Annotated in this window: 24 protein-coding genes; 14 read left to right on the top strand and 10 right to left on the bottom strand. The window is 72.3% G+C overall.

Annotated features, from left to right (window positions below):
- A complete protein-coding gene (locus AC0680_RS16840) occupies nucleotides 1-495 on the top strand; it encodes a DUF3574 domain-containing protein (RefSeq protein ID WP_478629294.1) in 495 nt (164 codons plus the stop codon).
- A gap of 19 nt (nucleotides 496-514) precedes the next feature.
- Here AC0680_RS16840 and AC0680_RS16835 read toward each other — a convergent pair whose 3' ends face one another.
- Nucleotides 515-1,441, bottom strand: a complete 927-nt coding sequence (locus tag AC0680_RS16835; protein WP_478629070.1) for an aminoglycoside phosphotransferase family protein — start codon at nucleotides 1,439-1,441, stop codon at nucleotides 515-517.
- 142 nt (nucleotides 1,442-1,583) lie between these two features.
- Between AC0680_RS16835 and AC0680_RS16830 the strand changes: the two genes are divergently transcribed.
- Nucleotides 1,584-2,117 carry a hypothetical protein gene (locus AC0680_RS16830; protein WP_478629068.1) on the top strand — a complete coding sequence of 178 codons (534 nt, stop codon included), beginning with the start codon at nucleotides 1,584-1,586 and terminating at the stop codon, nucleotides 2,115-2,117.
- On the opposite strand, the gene AC0680_RS16825 is transcribed toward AC0680_RS16830, so the two are convergent.
- A complete protein-coding gene (locus AC0680_RS16825) occupies nucleotides 2,096-2,953 on the bottom strand; it encodes an SDR family oxidoreductase (protein WP_478629065.1) in 858 nt (285 codons plus the stop codon). The two genes, AC0680_RS16830 and AC0680_RS16825, sit on opposite strands and share 22 nt — an antisense overlap.
- A gap of 199 nt (nucleotides 2,954-3,152) precedes the next feature.
- On the opposite strand from AC0680_RS16825, the gene AC0680_RS16820 reads away from it, so the two are divergent.
- Nucleotides 3,153-4,535: an LmeA family phospholipid-binding protein gene (locus AC0680_RS16820; RefSeq protein ID WP_478629064.1), complete on the top strand. Its 1,383-nt coding sequence runs from the start codon at nucleotides 3,153-3,155 to the stop codon at nucleotides 4,533-4,535.
- Nucleotides 4,536-4,569: 34 nt separating this feature from the next.
- Here AC0680_RS16820 and AC0680_RS16815 read toward each other — a convergent pair whose 3' ends face one another.
- From AC0680_RS16815 to AC0680_RS16785, 7 genes are all read right to left on the bottom strand, one after another.
- Nucleotides 4,570-6,036, bottom strand: coding sequence for a HAMP domain-containing sensor histidine kinase (locus AC0680_RS16815; protein ID WP_478629062.1), 1,467 nt, complete (start codon nucleotides 6,034-6,036; stop codon nucleotides 4,570-4,572).
- Nucleotides 6,033-6,770: a response regulator transcription factor gene (locus AC0680_RS16810; protein ID WP_384486708.1), complete on the bottom strand. Its 738-nt coding sequence runs from the start codon at nucleotides 6,768-6,770 to the stop codon at nucleotides 6,033-6,035. Before AC0680_RS16810 ends, AC0680_RS16815 begins: the two co-directional genes overlap by 4 nt.
- 132 nt (nucleotides 6,771-6,902) lie before the next feature.
- Nucleotides 6,903-7,931, bottom strand: a complete 1,029-nt coding sequence (locus AC0680_RS16805) for a S1C family serine protease (RefSeq protein WP_478629060.1) — start codon at nucleotides 7,929-7,931, stop codon at nucleotides 6,903-6,905.
- A 151-nt stretch (nucleotides 7,932-8,082) separates the two neighbouring features.
- Entirely contained in the window at nucleotides 8,083-9,111 is a 1,029-nt protein-coding gene (locus AC0680_RS16800) for a LacI family DNA-binding transcriptional regulator (RefSeq protein ID WP_384424775.1), read from the bottom strand.
- Nucleotides 9,112-9,135: 24 nt separating this feature from the next.
- Complete coding sequence (locus AC0680_RS16795; RefSeq protein ID WP_478629057.1) at nucleotides 9,136-9,975, bottom strand: response regulator transcription factor; 840 nt, start codon at nucleotides 9,973-9,975, stop codon at nucleotides 9,136-9,138.
- Between the two features lie 790 nt (nucleotides 9,976-10,765).
- Entirely contained in the window at nucleotides 10,766-12,781 is a 2,016-nt protein-coding gene (locus AC0680_RS16790; protein WP_478629055.1) for an ABC transporter ATP-binding protein, read from the bottom strand.
- Nucleotides 12,778-14,511 (bottom strand): ABC transporter ATP-binding protein, encoded by a 1,734-nt coding sequence (locus AC0680_RS16785; protein ID WP_478629054.1) that lies wholly within the window; start codon nucleotides 14,509-14,511, stop codon nucleotides 12,778-12,780. Before AC0680_RS16785 ends, AC0680_RS16790 begins: the two co-directional genes overlap by 4 nt.
- 210 nt (nucleotides 14,512-14,721) lie before the next feature.
- Between AC0680_RS16785 and AC0680_RS16780 the strand changes: the two genes are divergently transcribed.
- The 7 genes from AC0680_RS16780 (at nucleotide 14,722) to AC0680_RS16750 (ending at nucleotide 19,248) form a co-directional block, all read left to right on the top strand.
- Entirely contained in the window at nucleotides 14,722-14,967 is a 246-nt protein-coding gene (locus tag AC0680_RS16780; RefSeq protein WP_468977473.1) for a MoaD/ThiS family protein, read from the top strand.
- A gap of 10 nt (nucleotides 14,968-14,977) precedes the next feature.
- Nucleotides 14,978-16,165: a hypothetical protein gene (locus tag AC0680_RS16775; protein ID WP_478629051.1), complete on the top strand. Its 1,188-nt coding sequence runs from the start codon at nucleotides 14,978-14,980 to the stop codon at nucleotides 16,163-16,165.
- A 218-nt stretch (nucleotides 16,166-16,383) separates the two neighbouring features.
- Nucleotides 16,384-17,082, top strand: a complete 699-nt coding sequence (locus tag AC0680_RS16770; protein WP_478629049.1) for an LmeA family phospholipid-binding protein — start codon at nucleotides 16,384-16,386, stop codon at nucleotides 17,080-17,082.
- A gap of 225 nt (nucleotides 17,083-17,307) precedes the next feature.
- Entirely contained in the window at nucleotides 17,308-17,415 is a 108-nt protein-coding gene (locus AC0680_RS16765) for an Ms5788A family Cys-rich leader peptide (protein WP_384424762.1), read from the top strand.
- Between the two features lie 216 nt (nucleotides 17,416-17,631).
- Nucleotides 17,632-18,477 (top strand): sulfurtransferase, encoded by an 846-nt coding sequence (locus AC0680_RS16760; protein ID WP_478629046.1) that lies wholly within the window; start codon nucleotides 17,632-17,634, stop codon nucleotides 18,475-18,477.
- Nucleotides 18,478-18,519: 42 nt separating this feature from the next.
- The gene (locus AC0680_RS16755) at nucleotides 18,520-18,807 is read left to right on the top strand and encodes a DUF1416 domain-containing protein (RefSeq protein WP_030660503.1); all 288 of its coding nucleotides are present in this window, start codon (nucleotides 18,520-18,522) and stop codon (nucleotides 18,805-18,807) included.
- Between the two features lie 153 nt (nucleotides 18,808-18,960).
- Nucleotides 18,961-19,248, top strand: a complete 288-nt coding sequence (locus AC0680_RS16750) for a DUF3099 domain-containing protein (RefSeq protein ID WP_478629043.1) — start codon at nucleotides 18,961-18,963, stop codon at nucleotides 19,246-19,248.
- A 60-nt stretch (nucleotides 19,249-19,308) separates the two neighbouring features.
- Here the strand turns inward: AC0680_RS16750 and AC0680_RS16745 are convergent, their stop codons facing one another.
- A complete protein-coding gene (locus AC0680_RS16745; protein ID WP_086718474.1) occupies nucleotides 19,309-19,674 on the bottom strand; it encodes a DsrE family protein in 366 nt (121 codons plus the stop codon).
- A 340-nt stretch (nucleotides 19,675-20,014) separates the two neighbouring features.
- On the opposite strand from AC0680_RS16745, the gene AC0680_RS16740 reads away from it, so the two are divergent.
- The 4 genes from AC0680_RS16740 (at nucleotide 20,015) to AC0680_RS16725 (ending at nucleotide 23,731) form a co-directional block, all read left to right on the top strand.
- Nucleotides 20,015-20,602: a heme-binding beta-barrel domain-containing protein gene (locus AC0680_RS16740; RefSeq protein ID WP_384424756.1), complete on the top strand. Its 588-nt coding sequence runs from the start codon at nucleotides 20,015-20,017 to the stop codon at nucleotides 20,600-20,602.
- Between the two features lie 248 nt (nucleotides 20,603-20,850).
- Entirely contained in the window at nucleotides 20,851-21,894 is a 1,044-nt protein-coding gene (locus AC0680_RS16735; protein ID WP_478629040.1) for a FecCD family ABC transporter permease, read from the top strand.
- On the top strand, nucleotides 21,894-22,703 hold the full coding sequence (locus AC0680_RS16730; protein ID WP_478629038.1) for an ABC transporter ATP-binding protein: 810 nt from the start codon (nucleotides 21,894-21,896) through the stop codon (nucleotides 22,701-22,703). Before AC0680_RS16735 ends, AC0680_RS16730 begins: the two co-directional genes overlap by 1 nt.
- A gap of 8 nt (nucleotides 22,704-22,711) precedes the next feature.
- Nucleotides 22,712-23,731, top strand: coding sequence for an ABC transporter substrate-binding protein (locus AC0680_RS16725; RefSeq protein WP_478629036.1), 1,020 nt, complete (start codon nucleotides 22,712-22,714; stop codon nucleotides 23,729-23,731).
- The last annotated feature ends 15 nt before the right edge of the window (nucleotides 23,732-23,746 follow it).

The following is a 23,746-nucleotide window of genomic DNA, read 5'->3' as shown; positions in this document are numbered from 1 at the left end:
CTGCCCGCGTCGCGTTCCCCGCGCACGACGTCCCAGCACGCCCGCGGGCGGCTGGCCGTACTGGCCCTGTCCGCCGTGCTGCTCGGTGCCGCGTCCCCCGCCGCGGCCCCCGCCGTGGCCCCGGGGCGCGCCCCCGCCTCGCAGCCGCCGCTGCCCGCCCACGGCAGCCCGTACATCGAGACCAGCCTGTTCTTCGGCACCGCCCGCCCCGACGGCGGTCCCGCGGTCACCGACCGGCAGTTCCGCGCCTTCGTCGACCGGTTCGTCACCCCGCACTTCCCCGACGGCCTCACCGTCCAGGCGGGCCGGGGCCAGTACCGCGACGCCCACGGCACCATCGAACGCGAGCGCTCCTACGAACTCACCCTCTTCTACCCCACCTCGCAGGCCCGCCGGCACGACCCCGCGATCGAAGGCATCCGCACCGCCTACACCAAGCGCTTCGGCCAGGAGTCGGTGGCCCGCGTCGACGACCGGGCCCTGGTGGACTTCTGAGCCACCGCCCCCGGGCGGCTCACCCCGTCCCGAACCACCGCTCCGCCAGCGACTCCAGGGTCGCCTCGGGCGGGGCGGGCAGTTCGCGCAGGTACCAGGGGAGATCGCTGTAGACGTGCAGCAGCGTGTAGGCCAGCAGCTCGCGGGGCGCGAAGTCCGTGCCGTAGGCGCCCAAGACGCGGGACAGCAGGCGGGGATCGGCGCGGGAGACGAACAGGCCCACGGCGACGAAGTCGTACGCGCGGTGCCCGATCATGGCGGGCTCGAAGTCGAGGAGCCCGGTCAGCCGCCAGTCGTCGGTCTCCTCGACCGTCAGGTGCTGACGCATGAACTCGGTGTGCAGGAGGGCGGCGGGCGGCTGCGAGGGCAGCGCCACGGAGTCGAGGAAGTCGGGGATCTGCTCCAGCCAGTGCTCCGCGAGCCCGCGGGAGCGCTGCTGGTCGACGGCCGCGGCGCGCCGGCGGCCGAGGAAGGCGCCCCAGTCTCCCGGGCCCAGGACGTCGGTGAGCGGTGCGGGGTCCAGGGCGTGCAGGGCGGCGAGGGTCTCGCCGGCCTCGGTGGCGATGCGGTCCTGGTCGGCGCGGGGGATGCGGGGCCAGGCGACGGCCAGGTCGGTGCCGCGCAGCCGGGACATCAGCACATAGCGCCAGCCGTTGACGTACTCGCCGGAGTCGTGGAGGTAGGGCGTGGGCACGGGGAGCCGCCCCTGGAGGTGGGCGAGGACCCGGGCCTCGGCGATGCCGTCGTCGGCACCGGCGGCGGGGAAGAGCTTGAGCACATACCGGTCCCCGACGGAGTACACCGGCTGCGAGCCGGTGGGGAAGCGGCCCAGGGGCGCGTCCGCCAGCCCCAGCCGCTTGCACAGCTCGGCGGCCCCCGGCCGCATCACCGCTTCATCGGGGACGATCGCGTCCCACTCGTCGTCCGTTTCCACACGAGGCAGCATGCGCGGACGGTAGGGCGGGAAGTCCCCTGGCGGCAAAGGGTTTTCGCCCGGCGGCGGGCCCTGGGCGGCTCCGCCTCGCGGGGGAAGTGGAGCCGCCCGTAGGAGGATGTCCGGTCGCGTCCGCGTTCCTAGCGTGCCGGGTATGACTTCTGTGCGCGGAGCGGCTTCGGTGCGGCCTCCCCAACGGCGGACGGTTCTTTGGGCGTATGCGGCCTTCGGGTGGCTGACCGCGTCGTTCGTCTGGCACCTGTGGATGGGTGTCGACCACCGGTCGGCGATGGGCGGCGAGGACGCCGGGCCGGTGTGGGTGTTCCTCGCCTACGACGGGCTGATCACGGTGATGTCGGCGGCCGGTGCGGCGCTCGCGCTGGCGACGGTACGGCCGTGGGGGCGGCGGCTCCCGGCGTGGATGGTGCGGCTGCCGCTGTGGGGCGGGACGGTGCTGCTGGCCGTACGGGGTGTGCCGGGGCTCGTCGAGAACGTCACGACGGCCACCGGACTCACCCCGTACGGCCTACTGGGGCTGTCGGAGCAGCCGATCGATGCCGCGTCCGGGGAATTCTGGACGACGATGGCGATCAATACGTACTTCTTCGTGGGCGCGGTGGTGATGCTGCCGCTGGTGCTGCGCTACCAGCGGGGACTGCGGGCCGCTCAGGAGAAGTCGGCGGCGTGATCCCTCGCCCACTGGGCGAAGGTGCGGGCCGGGTGGCCGGTGACGCGTTCGACGGCGTCGGAGGGGGCGAAGGGCGGGGCGTCGACGGTCCCGCCGAACATCCGGACGAGTTCCCGGGCGGCCTCCTTCGGCAGGTGCGGGCCGGCCATCGCCTCGACCGCCGCGTCCTCCGAGATCTGCTCGACGCGGGTCTCGCGCCCGATGGCCCGGCCGATCTCGGCGACCTGCTCGGCGACGGTCATCGGCTCGGGGCCGGTGACCAGGTAGGCCCGGCCCAGATGGGCGCCGGTGCGGTCCAGGAGGGCGACGGCGGCGACATCGGCGAGGTCGGCCTCGTGGACGGGGACGCCCCGGGCTCCCGGGTGGGCATCGCGCACCACACCGGACTCACGGATCGACGCGGCCCAGGCGAGGGTGTTGGTGGCGTAGTTGGCGCCGCGGACGAAGGTCCACTCCAGGCCGGAGTCGCGCACCGCGCGCTCCAGGGCGGCGTGCATACGGGAGATGAAGTTGGTCTCGTCGGCAGGGGTGTCGGTCACCCCCATCGAGGAGTTGAGGACGATACGGCGGACACCGGCCTTGGCGGCGGCGTCGATCAGGCGGGCCGCCGCCCCGTCACCACCGGCCGCGAGGTTGAGGAAGAGCGCGTCCGCGCCGTCGAGGAGCGGTACGAGGTCGTCGGTGCCGGTGAGGTCGGCGCGGACCACCTCCGTCGCGTCCGGCAGCGCCGCGCGCGCCGGGTCGCGGGTCAGTGCGCGTACCGCGGCGCCTTCCGCGAGGAGCCGGCCGACGAGGCTGCGGCCGATGTTGCCGGTTGCTCCGGTTACCACGATCATGAGGACCACCTTCGAGGAAAGGCGAATTCGGCCGTGTGATGCGGCCGGTTCCGCAGTCAGGCAAGAGGAGTGACGGTAGTTCAGCTCCGCCCGGCGAGCGCGGTATTTTTTGCCAAGACCGAGTGGACAACCCTCACTTTTCCGGCTTACCCACAGTTTGAGTTGCGTTCAAGGGTCGTACTCGTGGTGGGATGTTCGGATGCGAACCCCCATACGCATATCTTCACCCTCGTCGGCGCCCGCTGACCGCGCCCACTCCGATTCCCCGGTGCCGGGCGCCGGGAACGACCTCGCCGGCGACACCAGAAAGCTTGAACCGGTCAATCCGTATGCGGATCTGGCGGCCCTCGCCGACCCCGAGCCGGACCCGGCGGCCGAACTCGACGCGGAATTCGGCGCGTTCGACGGTCCCGGATCCGCCCGCCGCCGCACCTACCTCAACGAGCGCGACGACAGCGACGACCCGCTGGGCCTGGGGCTGCGCTCGGACGACGACGAGGGCGAGGCCTGGAAGCGGCCCAACCACCGCCGCACCAAGCGCGGCATCAGCCGCTTCGCCGCCGTCCCGATCACCGTGAAGCTGCTGGTGGCGGTGCTCGTGTGCACCGCGTTCCTGAGCCTCTTCGACCGGTTCGCCGTCCTGTACGCACAGGACAAGACCGCGGAAAAGCTGAAGGACGCGCTCCATCTGAACGCCACCCCGGAAGTCGACATCCAGGGATTCCCGTTCCTCACCCAGGTCCTGGGCAAGAGCGTCGACCAGGTGCACGTCACCATTCCCGATGTCGCCGCCGACCGGGTATCGCTGGCGAAATTCGAGGCGACCGCGAACGACGTACGCCTCGACGGCGATCTGCCCACCTCCGTCAAGGGCGCCACGATCGGCTCCATGCACGGCACCGTGCTGCTCGCCTTTGACGACATGAACCGCGAACTGGGCGCCTCACAGGTGAAATTCAGTGAGCTGGGACACAATTCCATCCGTGCGGACGGGCAACTGCCGATCGCCGGCCACGCATTGCGCGTACAGGCCGAGGCCCGCATTCAGCGGGCCGGCGACCGCGGTATCTCCACCGAGATCAGCCGGATGCGCCTGGACATCGGCGATGTCGCCGTCTACCGCCCCGGCACCGGCAAGGAGGAGGGCCTGCGGCTGACCCGCAAGGCCGCCGCCGACCTCAGCCGGCAGGCCGCCAAGGTCAAGTCGATGCTGTCCGTCCCGGCGATCGCGGACCGGATCGGCATCCCCCGGCCGTACATCGAAGAGGCGCTGCGCAACGAGGAGAAGCTGCACGAGCTGACCGGGTCGCCGCGCTTCATCGAGCAGCTGATGAAGGTCAACCTCGTCGACGTGGTGATCGACCACCCCTGGCTGCTGGAGAAGGTCGGCATCGACCCCAAGATCCTCGGCGCCCTGAGCGGACTGACCAAGCCGCAGCTCGCCGACCGGCTGTCGCTGTCCTTCCGCCTCCCCAAGACGCCCGGCGACGTCCGGCTGCGCAACATCTCCGTCCAGAAGGACGGCATCCGGGCCGAGCTGTCGGGGTCGAACCTCCCCTTCGGGGACGCGGCGAAGAAGTAGCGGCCGGGGGCGGGCAGCGCCGCCCGGCCGGGGCTCAGCTCCCCGCGCCCGGCGGCGCCGGCGGCTCGTCGGGCAGCTGCGGCGGTGGCGTCGGCGCACCCGGCAGGGTCAGCACCGCCTCGGTGCCGCCGAGGTCGGCGGAGCGCAGCCGTACCGCGCCGCCCGCCTGCTCCGCCGTACGCGCCACGATCGACAGCCCCAGGCCGCTGCCGGGCAGGCTGCGCGCGGACGGCGAGCGCCAGAACCGCTCGAAGACGTGCGGCAGCTCGTCCTGCGGGATGCCCGGGCCGTGGTCGCGTACGGTCAGCTCGCCGCCGGCCAAGGAGACCTCGATGCCGCCGCCGGCCGGGCTGAACTTGACCGCGTTGTCCAGCAGGTTGACCACCGCACGCTCCAGCCCGGCCGGCTCGGCCCGTACGTACCAGGGCTCGATGTCGGCGGTGATGGTCAGCGACGGGCCGCGCAGCCGGGCCCGGCCCAGCGCCGAGCCGACGATGTCGTGCAGCGCCACGACCTCGACGGCGCTCTGCCCGGGCTCGGGGTTCCGCGACAGCTCCTGCAGATCGCCGATCAACGCCGCCAGCTCCCCCATCTGCGCCTTCACCGAGGACAGCAGCGCCGCCTTGTCGGCGGCCGGGATCTCGCGGCCGGACTGCTCGCTGCGCACCAGCAGATCGATGTTCGTCCGCAGCGAGGTCAGCGGCGTCCGCAGCTCATGGCCCGCGTCCGCGATCAGCTGCTGCTGCAGGTCGCGGGAGGCGGCCAGCGCCGCGGTCATGGAGTTGAAGGAGCGGGAGAGGCGGGCGATCTCGTCCTCGCCGTCCGCCGGGATGCGGATGGTCAGGTCCTCGGTGCGGGCGACGTGTTCGACGGCTTCGGTGAGGCGGTCGACGGGCTTGAGGCCGGAGCGCGCGATGACCAGCCCGGCCGTGCCCGCGCCGACGACACCCAGTCCCGCGACGGCGGCCAGCAGCAGCGCCAGGGTGTTCAGCGCGCTGTCGATCTCCCCCAGCGGACGCGAGATGGACACCGCGAACTGCCCGCCCTGGACGTCCATGTGCTTGGTCAGCACCCGCACGTCCGCGCCGCCGGTGGTGACCGCGTCGTGCAGGGTGTCCCGCAGCACGCCCTGCGCCACGGCGAGGTCCGTGCGCTGCACGCGTACCGGCTGGGAGTTGGGCCCCACACAGCGCGAGCCGTCGACCTGGACGATCTGGACGTTGTAGTACGACGGCGGGGCGTTGGTGTTCTCGGTGGGGTCGGTGGGCTGGCAGTTGGCGTAGGTGACCTGCAGATAGTCCGCCGGGACACTGACGTTCCGCAGCGAGTTGTCCACCTCGTCGCGCAGCTGGGCGCGGGTGAGCAGCCAGCAGGCGAGCGCGGAGACCGCCACCGCCACCGCCACCGCGGCGGCGGTGAGCAGGGTCAGCCGCGAGCGCAGCGGCAGCCGCCCGAAGTGCGCGCCGAGCCGGCCTCCCGCGCCCGTGTGGCCGTGGTTCATTCCGCTCCGCCGTCCGTCCGCAGGACGTACCCGACCCCCCGCACCGTGTGCACCAGCCGCGGCTCGCCGCCCGCTTCGGTCTTGCGGCGCAGGTACATCACGTACACGTCGAGGGAGTTGGAGGTAGGTTCGAAGTCGAAGCCCCACACGGCCTTGAGGATCTGCTCGCGGGTCAGGACCTGCCGCGGGTGCGCCAGGAACATCTCCAGCAGGGTGAACTCGGTGCGGGTCAGCTCGACCGGCCGGCCGCCCCGGACCACCTCGCGGGTCGACAGGTCCATCCGCAGATCGGCGAAGCGAAGCGTCTCGCCCTCCTCGGGCTGCGCGCCGGCCGCCGCCGCGTAGGAGCTGCGGCGCAGCAGCGCGCGGATCCGGGCGAGCAGCTCGTCCAGCTCGAAGGGCTTGACGAGGTAGTCGTCGGCGCCGGCGTCCAGCCCGGTGACGCGGTCGCCGACCGTGTCGCGGGCGGTCAGCATGAGGATCGGTACGGTCACCCCGCTCGCCCTCAGCCGGCGGGCGGCGGTCAGCCCGTCCATCCGCGGCATCAGGACGTCCAGCACGATCAGCTCGGGGTCGTAGGAGGCGACCTTCTCGACCGCGTCCAGTCCGTCGACCGCCTGCTCGGTCCCGTACCCCTCGAAGGCGAGCGAGCGCTTCAGCGCCTCGCGGACCGCGGGCTCGTCGTCGACGATCAGGATGCGGGCGGGCTGATCACCGTGCTCGGCGGGGCTCATGTGGATGGGTTCCTCGGGTGGGACGACGGGACGAAGGGCTGCTCCTCAGCCTCGCACGGCGGCGGCGGTCCCGGTGCGGGGACGCGGAACGTCCCGTGGCGGGGCGGTCGCGGGCGGCGCAGCGGCGGGCCGTCACACGCCGCTGTTGGAGCCACCGCTCCCGCCGCCGCGCAGCGCGTCGAGGTCGGCCTTGACGGTGTTGATCGGGATGGCGAAGCCGAGGCCGACGCTGCCCGCCGTGCTGCTCGTCGCCGAGCTCGGCGAGTAGATCGCGGAGTTGATGCCGACGATCTGCCCCTGCATGTTGATCAGGGCGCCACCGGAGTTGCCGGGGTTGAGCGAGGCGTCGGTCTGTATGGCCTTGTAGGAGGTCTTCGACGAGCCGGTGTCGCCGTTGTACTGGTTGCCGCCGAACTCGAACGGCCAGCCGCCACCGCCGTCGGGGTCGTTCTGCCGGCCCTGGCCGTCCTCCTTGGGGACGGTGACGTCCCGGTTGAGGGCGGAGACGATGCCGCTGGTCACGGAGCCGGTGAGGCCTTCGGGGGAGCCGATGGCGACCACCTGGTCGCCGACCGCGAGCTTGTCGGAGTCGCCGAGCGCGGCCGCGGTCAGGCCCTTGGCCCCGCGGACCTTGATCAGCGCCAGGTCCTTGCCGGGGTCGGTGCCCATGACCTCGGCCCGCTTGCGGCTGCCGTCGCTGAAGGTGACCACGACCGTGTCCGCGCCCGCGACCACGTGGTTGTTGGTGACGATCTCGCCGTCACCGGTGATGACGACACCGGAACCGGTGGACTGCCCGCTCGCGGTCCGCGCCTTGATCTCCACTATCGCCGGGCTGACCGCCTTGGCCACGCCCGAGACCCCGCTGCCGCTGCTCTTGCCCGCGTTGACCAGCGGGGTCGAGGTGCCGTCGGCGCTCTGCCGGGCGGTCGCACCGGCGATCAGCGCCGCGCTGCCGCCCCCGACGAGACCGGAGACGAGCGCCACCGCCGCGATCAGCGCGACCGGCCGGCGGGCCCGGCGCCGCGGGGGCGCGGGGGCGTAGGGCGGAGGCGGCGGGAAGGCCTGCCCGCCGTGGTGCTCCGCGCCGTGCTCGGTGCCGTACGCGTACGGCCGGTCCTGTGGCATCTCGTCGCCGCTTCGGCGGTAGCTCTCGGTCATGGTGATCACTGTGCTCCCGGTCCATGAGAACCGTCTGAGAACGCCCTGAGAGACCCGACAGAAGTGGGTATGCCCGGTATAAAGAACCCGCGTGGCGGCATGGACGGAGGGACGGCCGGGGGCCGTCCGACGGGTCAGGGCCGGAGCGGCCCTAGCCGCCGTCGCACCCGCACGACCGCCGCACCACCAGCCGCGACGGGAACTGCCGCAGCCGCTCCCGCCGGGAGCCGACCACCCGCAGCCCGTCGTCCAGCACCAGATCGACCGCCGCCCGCGCCATCGCCTCGCGGTCCGAGGCGACCGTGGTCAGCGGCGGATCCGTCAGCGCGGCCTCCTTGACGTCGTCGAAGCCGGCGACCGCCAGTTCCCCGGGCACATCGATCCGCAGCTCGCGGGCGGCCCGCAGCACACCGATCGCCTGGTCGTCGGTCGCGCACATGATCGCCGGCGGCCGCTCCGGCCCGGCCAGCAGCTTCAGCGCGACCTGGTAGGCGTCATAGCGGTTGTACGGCGCCTGGAAGTAGCGGCCGTCCGGTGTCTTGCCCGACTCCAGCATCGCCCGCCGCCAGCCCTCGACGTGGTCGGTGACCGGGTCGCCGGACTTCGGGGTCTCCTCCGTGCCGCCGAGGAAGGCGACATAGGGGTGGCCGTGCTCCAGCAGATGCCGGGTCGCCAGCTGCGCGCCCCAGATGTCGTCGGTCATCACCGCGACGTCGTCGATGGCGTCCGGCCTGCGGTGCAGCAGCACCACCCGGGCGTCCCAGGCGTCGATCTCGGCGGCGGCGTGCTCGCTGGGGCCCTGGCTGATCAGGATCAGCCCCGACACCCGCATCCCGAGGAACGCCCGCAGGTAGTGCACCTCGCGCTCGTCGAGGTAGTTGGCGTTGCCGACCAGCACCATCTTCCCGCGCTCGGCGGCGGCCTGCTCGACCGCGTGCGCCATCTCCGCGAAGAACGGCTGCCGGGTGTCCGGCACGATCAGGCCTATGAGGTCGGTACGGCGGGACGCCATCGCCTGCGCGACGCGGTCCGGCCGGTAGCCGAGCTCCTTGATGGCGGCGAGCACCCGCTCGCGCGTGGCCGGGGCGACCGGCCGGGGTCCGTTGTTGATGACGTAACTGACAACGGCGGTGGACGTACCCGCCAGTCTTGCCACATCATCCCGCGTCACCTTGGCCACGCGCGGCAGTCTACGCGGGTGGTCCTACCGGCGGGCAGGCCGTACGGCGGTGGATTCCGCGCCGGCGGCGACCGCCCTGGGGGAACCGTCACCGTCGACGGCGCCCCGGCCGTCCGCGGACTCGCCCCGGGCGGACCTGGCGGCGGCCTGCTCGGCGCCGTCCTTGGCCTTGGCCTCCGTCTGGCGCTCCGCCTTCTCCGGCGTCACGAAGCGGTAGCCGACGTTGCGGACCGTGCCGATCAGCGACTCGTGCTCGGGGCCGAGCTTGGCGCGCAGCCGCCTGACATGCACGTCCACGGTCCGCGTACCGCCGAAGTAGTCATAGCCCCACACCTCCTGCAGGAGCTGGGCGCGGGTGAAGACCCGGCCCGGGTGCTGCGCCAGGTACTTCAGCAGCTCGAACTCCTTGAAGGTCAGGTCCAGGACCCGGCCCTTGAGCTTGGCGCTGTAGGTCGCCTCGTCCACCGAGAGATCGCCGTTGCGGATCTCCATCGGGCCGTCGTCGGTGGTGATCTGCTGGCGGCCCATCGCCAGCCGCAGCCGCGCCTCGACCTCGGCGGGGCCGGCGGTGTCCAGCAGGACGTCGTCGATGCCCCAGTCGGCGGTGACCGCGGCCAGGCCGCCCTCCGTGACGACCAGCACCAGGGGGCAGCCCGGCCCGGTGGACCGCAGCAGCTGGCACAGGGACCGTACGTGCGGAAGGTCCCGGCGGCCGTCGATCAGTATGACGTCGGCCCCGGGGGTGTCGATGAGGGCCGGGCCCTCGGCGGGGGCCACCCGCACACTGTGCAGCAACAGGCCGAGCGCCGGGAGCACCTCCGTCGACGGCTGGAGTGCGTTGGTCAGCAGCAGGAGCGAACTCACCTCCGACCACCTACCCGGTTCCCGGAGCATTTCGCCCTGTCCTGCTCACGGTCCTGCCTGCTTCGCTCGCCCATGACGTCTGGTTCCTCCTCGGTCCCTGCGACGGGGGCACCTCCCGGCCCTGGCCGGGGGAGTCTGCGGCACTGCTTCGTACGGTCCCCTCAGCCGCGCGGCTCGCGGCTGAAAGCACAAAAGGACCCGGGGGCTACGCTGCCCGGATCCTTCTTGTCCAGCAGAATAGCCCACCCGGCTTCCGAGCCCGAGGCCGATTTTGCACGTTCTTGTGTTCTCTCGATCACTTCGAGTGGTCGGCGCGTGTCCTCAGTTGACGGAAAGAGGGGCCGGCCCACGGCCGCCCACACCCCCGCGAAGCCCGTCCTGAAGCGGATCCGGCGCCCCCGGCCGACGCCGTGGCCGCCGCCCTCGCGCGGCGCCCCGCCGGCGCCGGCCACCTCCGCACCTTTTTTCGCCGCAGCCGCGTTTTCCCAGCATGCGGACATGATCACGGCCTCCCACGAGGTCCGGCGGCGGCCGGACACCGGGCGGCAGTCCCGGCCGCGGGCCCCGGCCGGGTCTGCGAACCGCTCCCCGGGCCGCCGCCCGGCCGCCGCCCCGACCACCGCCCGACCACCGCCGCCGGCTGCCCGCCGGCTCCCCGCCCCGCGCACGAGCGGACGGCGCTTTGCGGCCGGGGGGGAGCACAGGGAGCGCACGGATGCGCACCCCGTGCGCGCCCCGGCCCGGCCCGGCACCGCCGTCAGGTCACGGGCGCACCGCCGGCGAGACGGCCTCACCCCGTCTCGGCCACCGCCTCCGCGAACTGCGCCGCGTACAGCCGCGCGTAGGCGCCGTTGGCGGCCAGCAGCGCCTCGTGCGAGCCCTGTTCGACGATGCTGCCCTGCTCCATGACCAGGATGGTGTCGGCGTCGCGGATGGTGGACAGGCGGTGGGCGATGACGAAGCTGGTGCGGCCGGTGCGGAGTTGGGCCATGGCGTGCTGGATGAGGACCTCGGTGCGGGTGTCGACCGAGCTGGTGGCCTCGTCCAGGACGAGGATCGCGGGTTCGGCGAGGAAGGCGCGGGCGATGGTGATCAGCTGCTTCTCGCCCACCGAGACGTTGCCGCCCTCCTCGTCGATGACGGTGTCGTAGCCGTCGGGGAGGGTGCGCACGAAACGGTCCACGTGGGTGGCCTTCGCGGCGGCGACGATCTTGTCCATGGAGGTGCCGGCGGGGGCGCCGTAGGCGATGTTCTCCGCGATCGTGCCGCCGAAGAGCCAGGTGTCCTGCAGCACCATGCCGATGTGGCCGCGCAGGTCCTCGCGGGACATGGCCGCGATGTCGGCCCCGTCGAGGGTGATCCGGCCGCCGCCGACCTCGTAGAACCGCATCAGGAGGTTGACCAGGGTGGTCTTGCCCGCGCCGGTCGGGCCGACGATGGCGACCGTCTGGCCGGGGCGGACGGACAGCGACAGGTTCTCGATCAGCGGCTTGTCCGCGGTGTACGAGAAGGACACGTCCTCGAACTCGACGCGGCCCGCGACGTGTTCGGGCCGGGCCGGTTCGGCCGCGTCCGGCTCCTGCTCCCGGGCGTCGAGCAGCTCGAAGACCCGCTCGGCGGAGGCGACGCCGGACTGGACGAGGTTGGCCATCGAGGCGACCTGGGTCAGCGGCTGGCTGAACTGGCGGGAGTACTGGATGAAGGCCTGGACGTCACCGATGGACAGGGATCCGGACGCCACCCGCAGACCGCCGACGACGGCCACCAGGACGTAGTTGAGGTTGCCGATGAACATCATCGCGGGCTGGATGACGCCGGAGATGAACTGGGCCCTGAAGCCGGCGGAGTAGAGCGCCTCGTTCTGCTCGCGGAAGAGCGCGGCGGACTCCTTCTGGCGGCCGAAGACCTTCACCAGGCTGTGGCCGGTGTACATCTCCTCGATGTGCGCGTTGAGCTTGCCGGTGGTCTTCCACTGCTGGACGAACTGCGGCTGGGCGCGCTTGCCGACCTTGGTGGCGACGACGACCGAGACCGGGACCGTGATCAGGGCGACCAGGGCCAGCAGCCAGGAGATCCAGAACATCATGGCGAGCACGCCGAGGATGGTCAGCAGCGAGGCCACGATCTGGCTGAGGGTCTGCTGCAGGGTCTGCTGGATGTTGTCGATGTCGTTGGTGGCGCGGGAGAGCACCTCACCGCGCTGCTGCTTGTCGAAGTAGCTCAGCGGCAGCCGGGCGAGCTTCTCCTCGACCTGCTCACGCATCCGGAAGACGGTGCGCTGGACGACCTTGGTGGCGATCCGGGCCTGGACGAAGCCGCACAGGGACGCCGCGGCGTAGATCACGGTGACCCAGAGCAGGACCTGGCCGACCGCGCCGAAGTCGATGCCGTGGCCGGGGACGACCGGCATCGTGGTGAGCATGTCGGCCAGCCCGCCCTGCCCGTCGGCGCGCAGCCGGGCCGCGGCCTCGGCCTTGCTGAGCCCGTCGGGCAGCCGGCGGCCGATGACGCCGGAGACGATCAGGTCGGTGGCGTGCCCCAGGACCTTGGGGCCGACGACGGTCAGCGCCACGCTCAGCACGCCGAGCAGCAGCGCGACGGACATCGCGGCGCGGTCGGGCCGCATCTGGGCCAGCAGCCGCTTGCCGGAGCCCTTGAAGTCCATGGACTTCTCGGTGGGCTGGCCGCCCATCATGCGGGCCGGGCCGGCCGCCGGGGCCGGGCCCCGGGCCGGAGCCTTCGAAGGGGCCTCCTCGGTGGCCGCGGGAGCCGCCGCCCCCTTGTCCGCCTTGTCCGCGGTGGTCACGCCGCCTCCTGCTCGGTGAGCTGGGAGAGCACGATCTCCCGGTAGGTCTCGTTGTCGGCCATCAGCTCGGTGTGGGTGCCGGTGCCCACCACGCGGCCCTCGTCCAGGACGACGATCCGGTCGGCGCCGCGGATGGTGGAGACCCGCTGGGCGACGATCACCACCGTCGCCCGGTCGGTCTCGCGGGCGAGCGCCGCCCGCAGCGCGGCGTCCGTCGCGTAGTCCAGGGCGGAGAAGGAGTCGTCGAAGAGGTAGATCTCCGGGCGGCGCACCAGGGCGCGGGCGATGGCCAGGCGCTGGCGCTGGCCGCCGGAGACGTTGGAGCCGCCCTGTGCGACGGGGGCGTCCAGGCCGCCCTCCATCCGCTCGACGAAGTCCCGCGCCTGGGCGGTCTCCAGGGCGTGCCACAGTTCGTCGTCGGTGGCGTCCGGATTGCCGTAGCGCAGGTTGGAGGCGACCGTCCCGGAGAAGAGGTAGGGCTTCTGCGGGACCAGGCCGATGGTCTTGGCGAGGGTCTCCGCATCGAGGGTGCGCACGTCCACGCCGTCCACCAGGACCGTGCCGCCGGTGGCGTCGAAGAGGCGGGGGACGAGCCCGAGGAGGGTGGACTTGCCGCTGCCGGTCGAGCCGATGACGGCGGTGGTCTCACCGGGGCGGGCGGTCAGCGAGATGTCCTTGAGTACCGGCTGCTCGGCGCCCGGGAAGCGGAACTCGACGTCGCGGAGTTCCAGTTCGCCGTGGCGGCGCAGCTCGGTGACGGGGTGCGCGGGCGGTACGACGCTGGAGTCGGTCGCCAGCACCTCCTGGATGCGCTCGGCGCAGACCTCCGCGCGCGGCAGCATCATCACCATGAACGTCGCCATCATGATCGACATCAGGATGTACATCAGGTAGCTGAGGAACGCGGTCATCGCGCCGATCTGCATGTCGCCGCTGTCGATGCGCAGGCCGCCGAACCAGACGACGGCCACGCTGGAGAGGTTCATGATCAGCATGACCAGCGGGAACATCATCGACATCAGCCGGCCGGCCCGCATCGACACGTCGTACAGGTCGGTGTTGGCCCCGGCGAACCGCTCGCGCTCGTGCCCGTCGCGGACGAAGGCGCGGATGACGCGGATACCGGCGATCTGCTCGCGCAGCACGCGGTTGACGGTGTCGATGCGCTCCTGCACCCCGCGGAAGAGCGGGCGCATCCGGCGCACGATCAGTGAGACGAGGATCCCGAGGGCCGGGACGATGACCAGCAGCAGGGCGGACAGCGGAACGTCCTGGTTGAGCGCCATGACGACGCCGCCGACGCACATGATCGGCGCCGAGACCATCATCGTGAACGTCATCAGCACCAGCATCTGGACCTGCTGGACGTCGTTGGTGGTGCGGGTGATCAGCGACGGGGCGCCGAACGTCCCGACCTCCCGGGCGGAGAAGGACTGCACCCGGTCGAAGACCGCGAGGCGGATGTCCCGGCCGAGCGCCATGGCCGTACGGGCACCGAAGTAGACGGCGGCGATCGCGCAGACGATCTGCAGCAGGGTCACGGCGGTCATGAAGCCGCCGATGCGGAGGATGTAGCCCGCGTCCCCCTTCACGACACCGTTGTCGATGATGTCGGCGTTGAGGGTGGGCAGGTAGAGGGTCGCCAGGGTCTGGATCAGCTGCAGGAGCACGATCAGGGATATCGAACGCTTGTGGGGCCGCAGATGCGCCCGTGCGAGTCGGACCAACACATAGGGAGCCTATGTGAACACTTGCCCTCGGCAATCGAATTTCCCTCAGCCCGCCGGCGACGTGCCGGGCGGTCCGCTGCCGGGACGTGCCCGGAACGGCACCGGCCGCCGCGTGCGCCATCATGGAGGCGGCAGACGACGGGGCGGCACGCAAGGCGGGCGGCCCCCGACCGACACGACGAAGAGGCCGCCGTGACAACAACTGGCACCGTGCGCTACTGGGCCGCGGCCAAGGCCGCCGCCGGCACGGCTGAGGAGCCGTATGCGGCGGCGACGCTCGCCGAGGCGCTCGACGCGGCACGCGCGGCGCACTCCCAGAACCCCGAGTTCGCCCGCGTCCTGATGCGCTGCTCGTTCCTGGTGGACGGCGATCCGGTCGGCACCCGCGACCATGCGGCGGTGCCGCTGGCCGAGGGCGGCACGGTCGAGGTGCTGCCGCCGTTCGCGGGAGGGTGAGCAGGAGACCATGAACGACCATCAGCCGCAGGACCACCAGCCGTACCCGTCGCACGACCCGTACGCGCAGCCGGATCCGTACGCCCAGCAGGCCCGGCACTCCGGGCACCCGCCCCACGACGCCCCGGCGGCGTACGGCGACCCGTACGGGCAGCAGGCCTACGACGCCTACGGGCAGCAGCAACAGCAGCCCCGGCACGACCCGTACGGGCGCAGCCCCTACGGCTACGAGGCGTACGGGCAGCAGCCGCAGCAGCAGCCCGCACCGCCCCAGCAGCACTACGGCCAGCTGCCCGCCCAGCACCAGAGCGCCCCGCCGGCCGAGGAGGCGCACGCCCACCAGCACCCGCCGGCCCGGCCCGCACCGGCCGCCGCGCCGGCTGCCACCGCGCAGGTCGGCACCGCACCGGCCGCCACCGCGCCGGTCGGCACCGCACACCTCGCGCCCAACCAGCGCGCCCGCGCCGAGGGCCGCTCGCCGATCATCCCGCCCGGTATCCAGCCGGCCGCGCTGACCGCCGTGCTCGCGGCCCTGCTCGCGCTGACCGCGCCGCTGGGCCGCCCGGTGCTCGCCGTACCGGTGGCGCTGCTGCAGGCGGTCACCGCCGCCGGCTGGTTCCGGCTGAACGGCATGTGGCCGGCCCGCCAGGGCATCGCGCTGGCGTTCCTGGCCGGACTGACCACCGACGCCGCCCTGCTCGCCACCGACCGCGAGAGCGCGCCGCTGGTCGGCATCGGCACGCTCGGCGTGTGGTGCCTGCTCGTCCTCATCCTCCAGCTGCGCAACCGCAGCAGCGCCGACGAGCGGATGTACGCACTGACCGCCGGGCTGACCTCGACCGCGCTGGCGGTGCTCGCCGCCGGGCAGCTCGCGGCGAGCGGGCACGCGGTGACCGTCGGCGCCGCCGCGGTCGCGGTGGCCACGCTCGCCAGGGCGCTGCCGCTGCCGTCCGCCGTCTCGATCGGCGTCGCCCTGGTGGCCGCCGCCGGGGCCGGCATCGGCGCCGGCCAGCTGACCGGCCTGGGGACGTCCGGCGCGCTGCTGGGCCTGGCGGCCGGCGGCTGCGCGCTGATCGGCCTGCGGGTGGCCAGCTACGACTACCCGTCGCGCTTCGTGCACATGACGGCCGGCGTCGCGCTGCCGCTGGCCCTGGCCGCGCCCGCGGTGTACGTGCTGGGCCGGGCGCTGGGCCAGTAGGGCCGAGCGCCCGCGTCCCGTCCGCCCCGGGGGGGGGCGGGGGGGACCCCGCCTCCCGACGGCCGCCGACGGCCGCATCGCGGCGCTTCTTGCGCCTTGCGGCGGCCGCCGCTCCCGCTTGCTCGACCCCGTCATCTAGGGTCTGTCCGGAACGCAGGCAGGGGGCCTGCACGGACGATCCGGCCGGGTTCCGGCCCAGGTGTGGGGGAAGTGGTTCGATGCGTGCACTTCGCGTGCTGTTGATCATCCTCGTCATATTCGGCGGGCTCTTCGTGGGCGCCGACCGGCTGGCGGTCAATCTCGCCGAGGACAAGGCCGCCGAGAAGATCCGCGGCAGCCAGGGTCTGGAACGGACCCCGGTGGTCTCCATCAAGGGCTTCCCGTTCCTGACCCAGGTCGCCGGCCGCAGCATCGACGAGGTCGACGCCGAACTCGGCGGCATCGAGGCCCGGGCCGAGGGGCGCACCCTGCGGATCGACAAGCTCTCCGCACAGTTCCACGATGTGGCGCTGACCAGCGACTACATGTCCATCCAGAGCGCCGCCTCGGCCACCGGCACGGCCCGGATCAGCTACGCCGACCTGACCAAGGCGGCGGGCGGCGGCGTCAAGATCTCCTACGCGGGGCAGAAGGACGGCCGCAGCCAGGTCAAGATCTCGCCGAACGTCCCGCTGCTGAGCTCGCTGGACGTGACCGGTTCCCTCACGGTGGACGGCAACACCGTCCGGCTGCGGGCCGACAAGGTCCCCACGATGTGCAAGGTGCTCCCGGGCTGCGAGTCGAAGGTGCGCTCCCAGACCGACCACGAGTGGAAGCTCGACCAGCTGCCCGGCAACCTGAAGCTGGACAAGGTCACCACCCGGGCGGACGGCATCTCGATCTCCGCCTCCGGCACGGACGTCAAGCTCCCCGGCTGACCGGGCGGTTCACGGCGGGCCGCCCCACCGGCCCGCCGTCGACCGACCCACCGTCCATTTCCTGAGACACCCGGTCCGTACGCCAGACCCCCCACCGGCGCGCGGGCCCCGGGCCGGCGCCCGCGCCCGCCCCGCACCACCTCTCATCCCACATCACGGACAATCACGTCTCGGTATTTGACACACCGGTGACATGCCCGGCTCCGCGTCCCTACGATCGGTGCCATGCAGAGCGCATGGAGCCCTCTCCGGCATCGGGGACAGGCGGTACTCACGAAGCGGCGGGCAGTAGACCTGTGTCGCGTCGCCGCCATGCTCTGTCGCCCTGCCTGACGGGCTTGAGCACCCTCCCCCGAGCTCTCGGAGCAGCGGAGGGAGCCCCTCGCCCGGTCGGCCCTTCAGGGCCGCAACCCCCCGCGAGTCCCCACTCGGCGCCACTTTGGTCCCCGTTCGAATGAATCGGGCCTTCCGGAAGAGATCGGCGCATAACCGGCGTACCCGCGTGCAAGTCTGCAACCGCCCCCCGCAACTGCCCCGGAGGAGAAGAACATGAGCCGTAGCGACGTCCTCGTAGACGCCGACTGGGTCGAGGCCCACCTCGAGGACCCGAAGGTCGTGATCGTCGAGGTCGACGAGGACACCTCGGCCTACGACAAGAACCACATCAAGAACGCGGTCCGCATCGACTGGAAGAAGGACCTCCAGGACCCGGTGCGCCGCGACTTCGTCGACCAGGCGGGCTTCGAGAAGCTGCTGTCCGCCAAGGGCATCGCCAACGACGACACCGTCGTCCTCTACGGCGGCAACAACAACTGGTTCGCCTCCTACGCGTACTGGTACTTCAAGCTCTACGGCCACGACAGCGTCAAGCTGCTCGACGGCGGCCGCAAGAAGTGGGAGCTGGACTCGCGCGACCTGGTCGACGGCGCGCAGGTGCCCCAGCGTCCGGCGACCGAGTACAAGGCCAAGGCCCAGGACACCGCCATCCGCGCCTTCCGTGACGACGTCGTCGCCGCGATCGACAACCTCAACCTGGTCGACGTGCGGTCCCCCGACGAGTTCAGCGGCAAGCTGCTCGCCCCCGCGCACCTCCCGCAGGAGCAGTCGCAGCGCCCCGGCCACGTGCCCAGCGCCCGCAACATCCCGTGGTCGAAGAACGCCAACGACGACGGCACCTTCAAGTCGGACGACGAGCTCAAGGCCCTCTACGAGGAGGAGTCCGTCGACCTCGCCAAGGACACCATCGCCTACTGCCGGATCGGTGAGCGCTCCGCGCTGACCTGGTTCGTGCTGCACGAGCTGCTCGGCCAGACCAACGTCAAGAACTACGACGGCTCCTGGACCGAGTACGGCTCCCTGGTCGGCGTCCCGATCGAGCTCGGCGCCAACAAGTAAGCAAGACAGCTTCTCCCCCGAACCCCTCAAGGAAGTACCGCTATGTGTGGAGCACAGGCCGGCGGCCCGGACGCCTCGACCATCAAGCCCGGTGAGACCACGATCCAGGGCAGCGTGACCCGCGACGGCCAGCCCGTCACCGGTTACGTCCGACTCCTGGACAGCACCGGAGAGTTCACCGCCGAGGTTCCGACCTCCGCGACCGGACAGTTCCGCTTCTACGCGGCCGAGGGCACCTGGACGCTGCGCGCCCTGGTCCCGGGTGGCACCGCGGACCGCACCGTCGTCGCCCAGAAGGGCGGCCTGGCGGAGGTCGCCATCGCCGTCTGACGGCGGCCTTCGGGCACCTTCGTACGGCCGGAGGGCCGCACCCCAGAGGTTTGGACGCCTTTGCGGGGGTGCGGCCCTTCGGCGTGCCGGGGGGAGCGGAACGGGCCTTCGCGGCGGCTTCTTTCCGCCCCGCCGCGGACTTACCGTGGAGCTATGGACAGCCGCCGCCGGTCGCCCGCCGAGCGCCGCCACCGCCGCTACTTCGTGCTGATGGGCGTGTGCCTGGTGCTGTTCGTGCTGGCCTGGGGCGTGGTGCGGCTGTGGTCGGTGCCGGCCGCGGTGGGCATGTGCCTGGCCGCGATGGTCATCCCGCCGATCGCGGCGATCATCGGCAACCGGCGGGAGCCCGGCGAGCGCTGGTGGGACGAGTCCGGCGACCCCGAGTCCGACCGCTGGTGGCGCGAGCTGGACGACCGGGGCGACGACAAGCATCCGCGGTAGACCGCCCGGCCGGGCGCGCTCAGTACACCGGCGCCCGGTGCGCGTCCGTCGGGACCACGGTCAGTACACCAGCGCCTGCACGTCATCCGGCATGATCTCGCTGACGAAGAGCTGGGACCCGGCGATGCCCGCCCCCTCGATCAGGTCCTTCTGCTCGATGTCCCGCCGGGCCGCGCACTGGGTGCACACCGTGATCGCCCCGCCGCCCGCGCGGATCCCGTCGATCAGCTCCGGCAGCGGCGCGGCGTGCGGCAGCTCGAACTCGGCCGCCCGGCCCGGCAGCGCGAACCACACCGACTCGCCGGTCAGCCACAGCGACACCTCCACGCCACTGGCCACCGCCACCGCCGCCACCGTGAACGCCTGCGAGCACCGCTCGGGCGCGTCCGCGCCCGCCGTCACCTTGATCACGAGCTTCTTCGCCATAAGGTCAAGAGTAGGGCGGGCACCGGCGCGATGGGGGCGCCCCTTGCTCCTTTAGAGCTCGGGGGAAGACCTCACAGCGCCGCCGTCACCCGCGCCGACTAGACTCGCAGGCGGTCCGTTACACCCTCACTCCGTCCAAGGAGCGCGTCGTGCTTGAGGCATTCTTCACCACCCTGCTGATTCTGGTCGGCGTCGGCGTGATCGCGTTCGCCGGTCTGACCTGGAAGAAGCTGTACCAGGGCCAGCGCTGACCGGCCTGCGCGCCGCCCAGCACCGACCTTCGCCAGAGCGCTTCGCGCACCCCTGCCGACTGCCCCCTGAAAAGATCGCCTGAGCTGTCATGATCGAGATCCCGTCCGACCTGAACCCGGCCCTGGTGCCGCTCGCCTTCCTCCTCGGCCGCTGGGAGGGCGCCGGCGTCGCCGACTTCCCGGGCACCGAGAAGTGCAACTTCGGGCAGGAGGTCATCTTCGCCCACGACGGCCGTGACTTCCTCGAATACACCTCGCACAGCTGGGTGCTCGACAGCGAGGGCAACAAGGTCCGCCCGCTGGAGACCGAGAGCGGCTACTGGCGCGTCGACGCGGACCGCAAGGTCGAGATCGTCATGATCCGCGACCAGGGCGTGGTGGAGGTCTGGTACGGCGAGCTGGCCGACAAGAAGCCGCAGATCGACCTGGCCACCGACGCCGTCGCCCGCACCGCCGCCTCCGGCCCGTACAGCGGCGGCAAGCGGCTCTACGGCTACGTCAAGGGCGACCTGATGTGGGTCGGCGAGAAGTCCACCCCGGACGTGCCGCTGCGCCCGTACATGTCGGCGCACCTGAAGAAGGTCGCCGGCCTGAAGGAGTGGGCCGAGAGCCTGCCCGACGACATGCCGGACGGGGTCGCCTTCTTCAACCCGGACGGCACTCCGTACCAGGGCTGATCCGGCCCTTTCGTGTGACGCGCCCCGCGGGGGAAGTCCGGTGAGAGTCCGGCGCTGACCCGCAACGGTAAGCGGAAGCCCCCTTCCGCAAGCCCGATCGCCCGCGGCGGCGCCCGATCCTTTCAACTCGCCGTGGACTGCGAGGGGACGTAGCCGTTGCCTTCGGGCGCCTCCCGGTGTGAGCCGGGGCGCCCCGGCCGCCGCTCCTTTCCTGCGCCCGCGGCCCGAGCCGAAGGCGCAGGCCCCTCTTGGCACCCCCCGCCCGAACGACCCCCCTGGTGGCCGCGCTGTGCGCCGTCCTCCTCGGCTCCCTGCTGTGCGGCGTCGGCCTCGGCGCCGCCGGGGTGAGCTGGGCGCAGGTGCTGCGCTACCTCGGTGCCGGGCTGACCGGCGGCGCCATCGCGCCCGACGAGGTCGCCCCGTACACCATCGTGTGGGAGCTGCGCTTCCCCCGGACGGTACTGGCCGCGGTCGTCGGCGCCGGGCTGGCCGCCATCGGCGTCGCCGTCCAGGCACTGGTCCGCAACGCCCTCGCCGACCCCTTCGTCCTGGGCATATCCTCCGGCGCGGCCGTCGGCGCCAACGCCGTCCTGCTCTTCGGGGCGCTGGGCGCACTGGGCGTCTGGGCGCTGTCGGTGTCGGCGTTCGCCTCCGCGCTGCTGGCCATGGCCCTGGTGTACGCGGCCGCCCGCACCGCCCACGGGCTCACCCCGCTGCGGCTGGTGCTGACCGGCACCGCGATGTACTACGGCTTCTCCGCCCTGACCACCTTGATGGTCTTCACCGCCGACCGCGGCGAGGCGGCCCGCTCGGCGATGATGTGGCTGCTGGGGAGCCTGAGCGGGGCCGGCTGGGGCTCGCTGCCGATCGCCGCGGTCGCGGTGGCCGCCGCGCTGGCCCGTCTGCTGCTGACCGCGGGCCGGCTGAACGCGCTGGCCATGGGCGACGAGACCGCCGCCGCGCTGGGCGTGGACGCCGGGCGGATGCGCCGCGAGCTGTTCGTGATCTCCGCCGCCGTCACCGGCGCGGTGGTCGCGGTCAGCGGCGCGATCGGCTTCGTCGGGCTGATGGTGCCGCATGTGGCCCGGATGCTGGTCGGCGCCGACCACCGCCGGGTGCTGGCCGTCGCACCGCTGCTCGGGGCGGTGCTGCTGGTGTGGGTGGACGCGCTGTCCCGTGTGCTGCTGGCGCCCGTCGAGCTGCCGGTCGGGGTGATCACCGCCGTCATCGGCGTGCCCTGCTTCGTCGTGCTGATGCGGCGGCGCGGCTACAGCTTCTCGGGCGGTGCCTGATGCGGGTCGACATCGAGGACGTGTCGGTGGACGTGGCGGGCGTGCGCCTGCTGCGCGAGGTCACCCTGCACGCGGGCAGCGGCCGGTTCATCGGGCTGGTCGGCCCCAACGGCAGCGGCAAGTCCACCCTGCTGCGCTGCGTCTACCGCGCGCTGCGCCCGGCCGCCGGCACCATCCGGCTGGACGGCGCCGAGCTGGCCGCCATGACCGCCCGCGAGCAGGCCCGGCATCTGGCCGTGCTGCCCCAAGAGACCGCCACCGACTTCGACTTCACCGCCGCCGAGGTCGTCGCGATGGGGCGGCTGCCGCACCAGCGCGGCGGCTCCGGGCGCCCCGGCGCCGCCGACCGGGAGATCTGCGCGGCGGCGCTGTCGCGCACCGGCACCGGCCATCTGGCCGACCGCGGCTTTGCGAGCCTGTCCGGCGGCGAGAAGCAGCGGGTGCTGATCGCCCGCGCGCTGGCCCAGCAGCCGAGGGTGCTGGTGCTCGACGAGCCCACCAACCACCTCGACATCGCACAGCAGTTGGAGGTGCTCGCGCTGGTGCGGGACTGGGGGTGCGCCGGGGACGGGTCGCGGGGCGGCCCGACCGTGCTCGCCGCCCTGCACGACCTCAATCTGGCCGCCGTCCACTGCGACGAGCTGTACGTCATCACCGGCGGCCGCATCGTCGCCTCCGGCGCCCCGCACGAGGTGCTGACCGAGGACCTGCTCGCCGAGGTCTTCCACGTCCGCGCGCACCGCGTCACGCACCCCGCATCCGGCGCCGTGCAACTGCTCTTCGACCGCATCGCCCCGACCGCCCCGTGAGGACCACCATGCGCATCCGCCGCCCCGCCGCCCTGCTCGCCGTCCTCGCCCTCGCCCTGACCGGCTGCGGGGCCGAGGTCGCCCCGGACCGCGCCGCCGGCCGGGCCGCCGACGGCCACTACCCGGTCACCGTCGAGAACTGCGGTGTGCCCACGACCTACCGCCAGGCGCCCCGGCGCGTGGTCACCAACGACGTCGGGATCGCCGACATCATGTTCGCGCTCGGCTTGGAGGACCACATGGCCGGGTACGTCATGCCCGCCTACCGGGGCAGGATCGACGCGGTGGCCTGGAAGGACGCCTACGGCAAGGTCCCCTGGCTCTCCAAGAAGGCCATCACCAAGGAGATCGCGCTCGACGCCCGGGCCGACCTGGTCTTCGCGGGCTGGAACTACGGCTTCGGCGAGGACAACGACCTCACCCCGGCGTCCTTGAAGAAGCTCGGCATCGGCAGCTATGTGCTCACCGAGTCCTGCCGCAACGGCGCCTCCGGCGGCTCCCGCGGCGTGCTGCCGCCCCTGGAGGCGCTCTACGCCGACCTGGAGAACCTCGGGAAGATCTTCCACGTCGAGGACCGGGCCGCCGCGCTGGTGAAGAAGTACCGCGCGCAGGTCGCCGAGGCCGCCGCCAAGGCCCCCGCGCCCGCCCGCCGCCCCTCGGTCTTCCTCTACGACGACGGCCGCGACAAGCCGCTGACCTCGGGCAGGTACGCCGGCCCGCACGACATCATCACCAAGGCCGGCGGCGACCATGTGATGAAGGACCTCAAGGACTCCTGGACGACCGTGGGCTGGGAGACCGTCGTGGCCCGCGACCCCGACGTCATCGTCGTCAACAACTACGGCACCCCCACCGGCGCGCAGAAGAAGGCGTTCTTGAAGTCCTACCCGCCGCTGGCGAACGTCTCGGCCGTCAAGAACGACCGGATCTACGTCATGGACTACGCCGATCTGGTCGAAAGCCCCCGCAACCCGGCCGCCGTCAGCGCGCTCGCCGGCTATCTGCGCGGCGTGCGGGCGGGCGGCTGACGCGGCGGGCGTACA

Source organism: Streptomyces sp. NPDC043738 (assembly GCF_056436545.1).
This window is presented reverse-complemented; position numbering and strand designations above follow the sequence as displayed.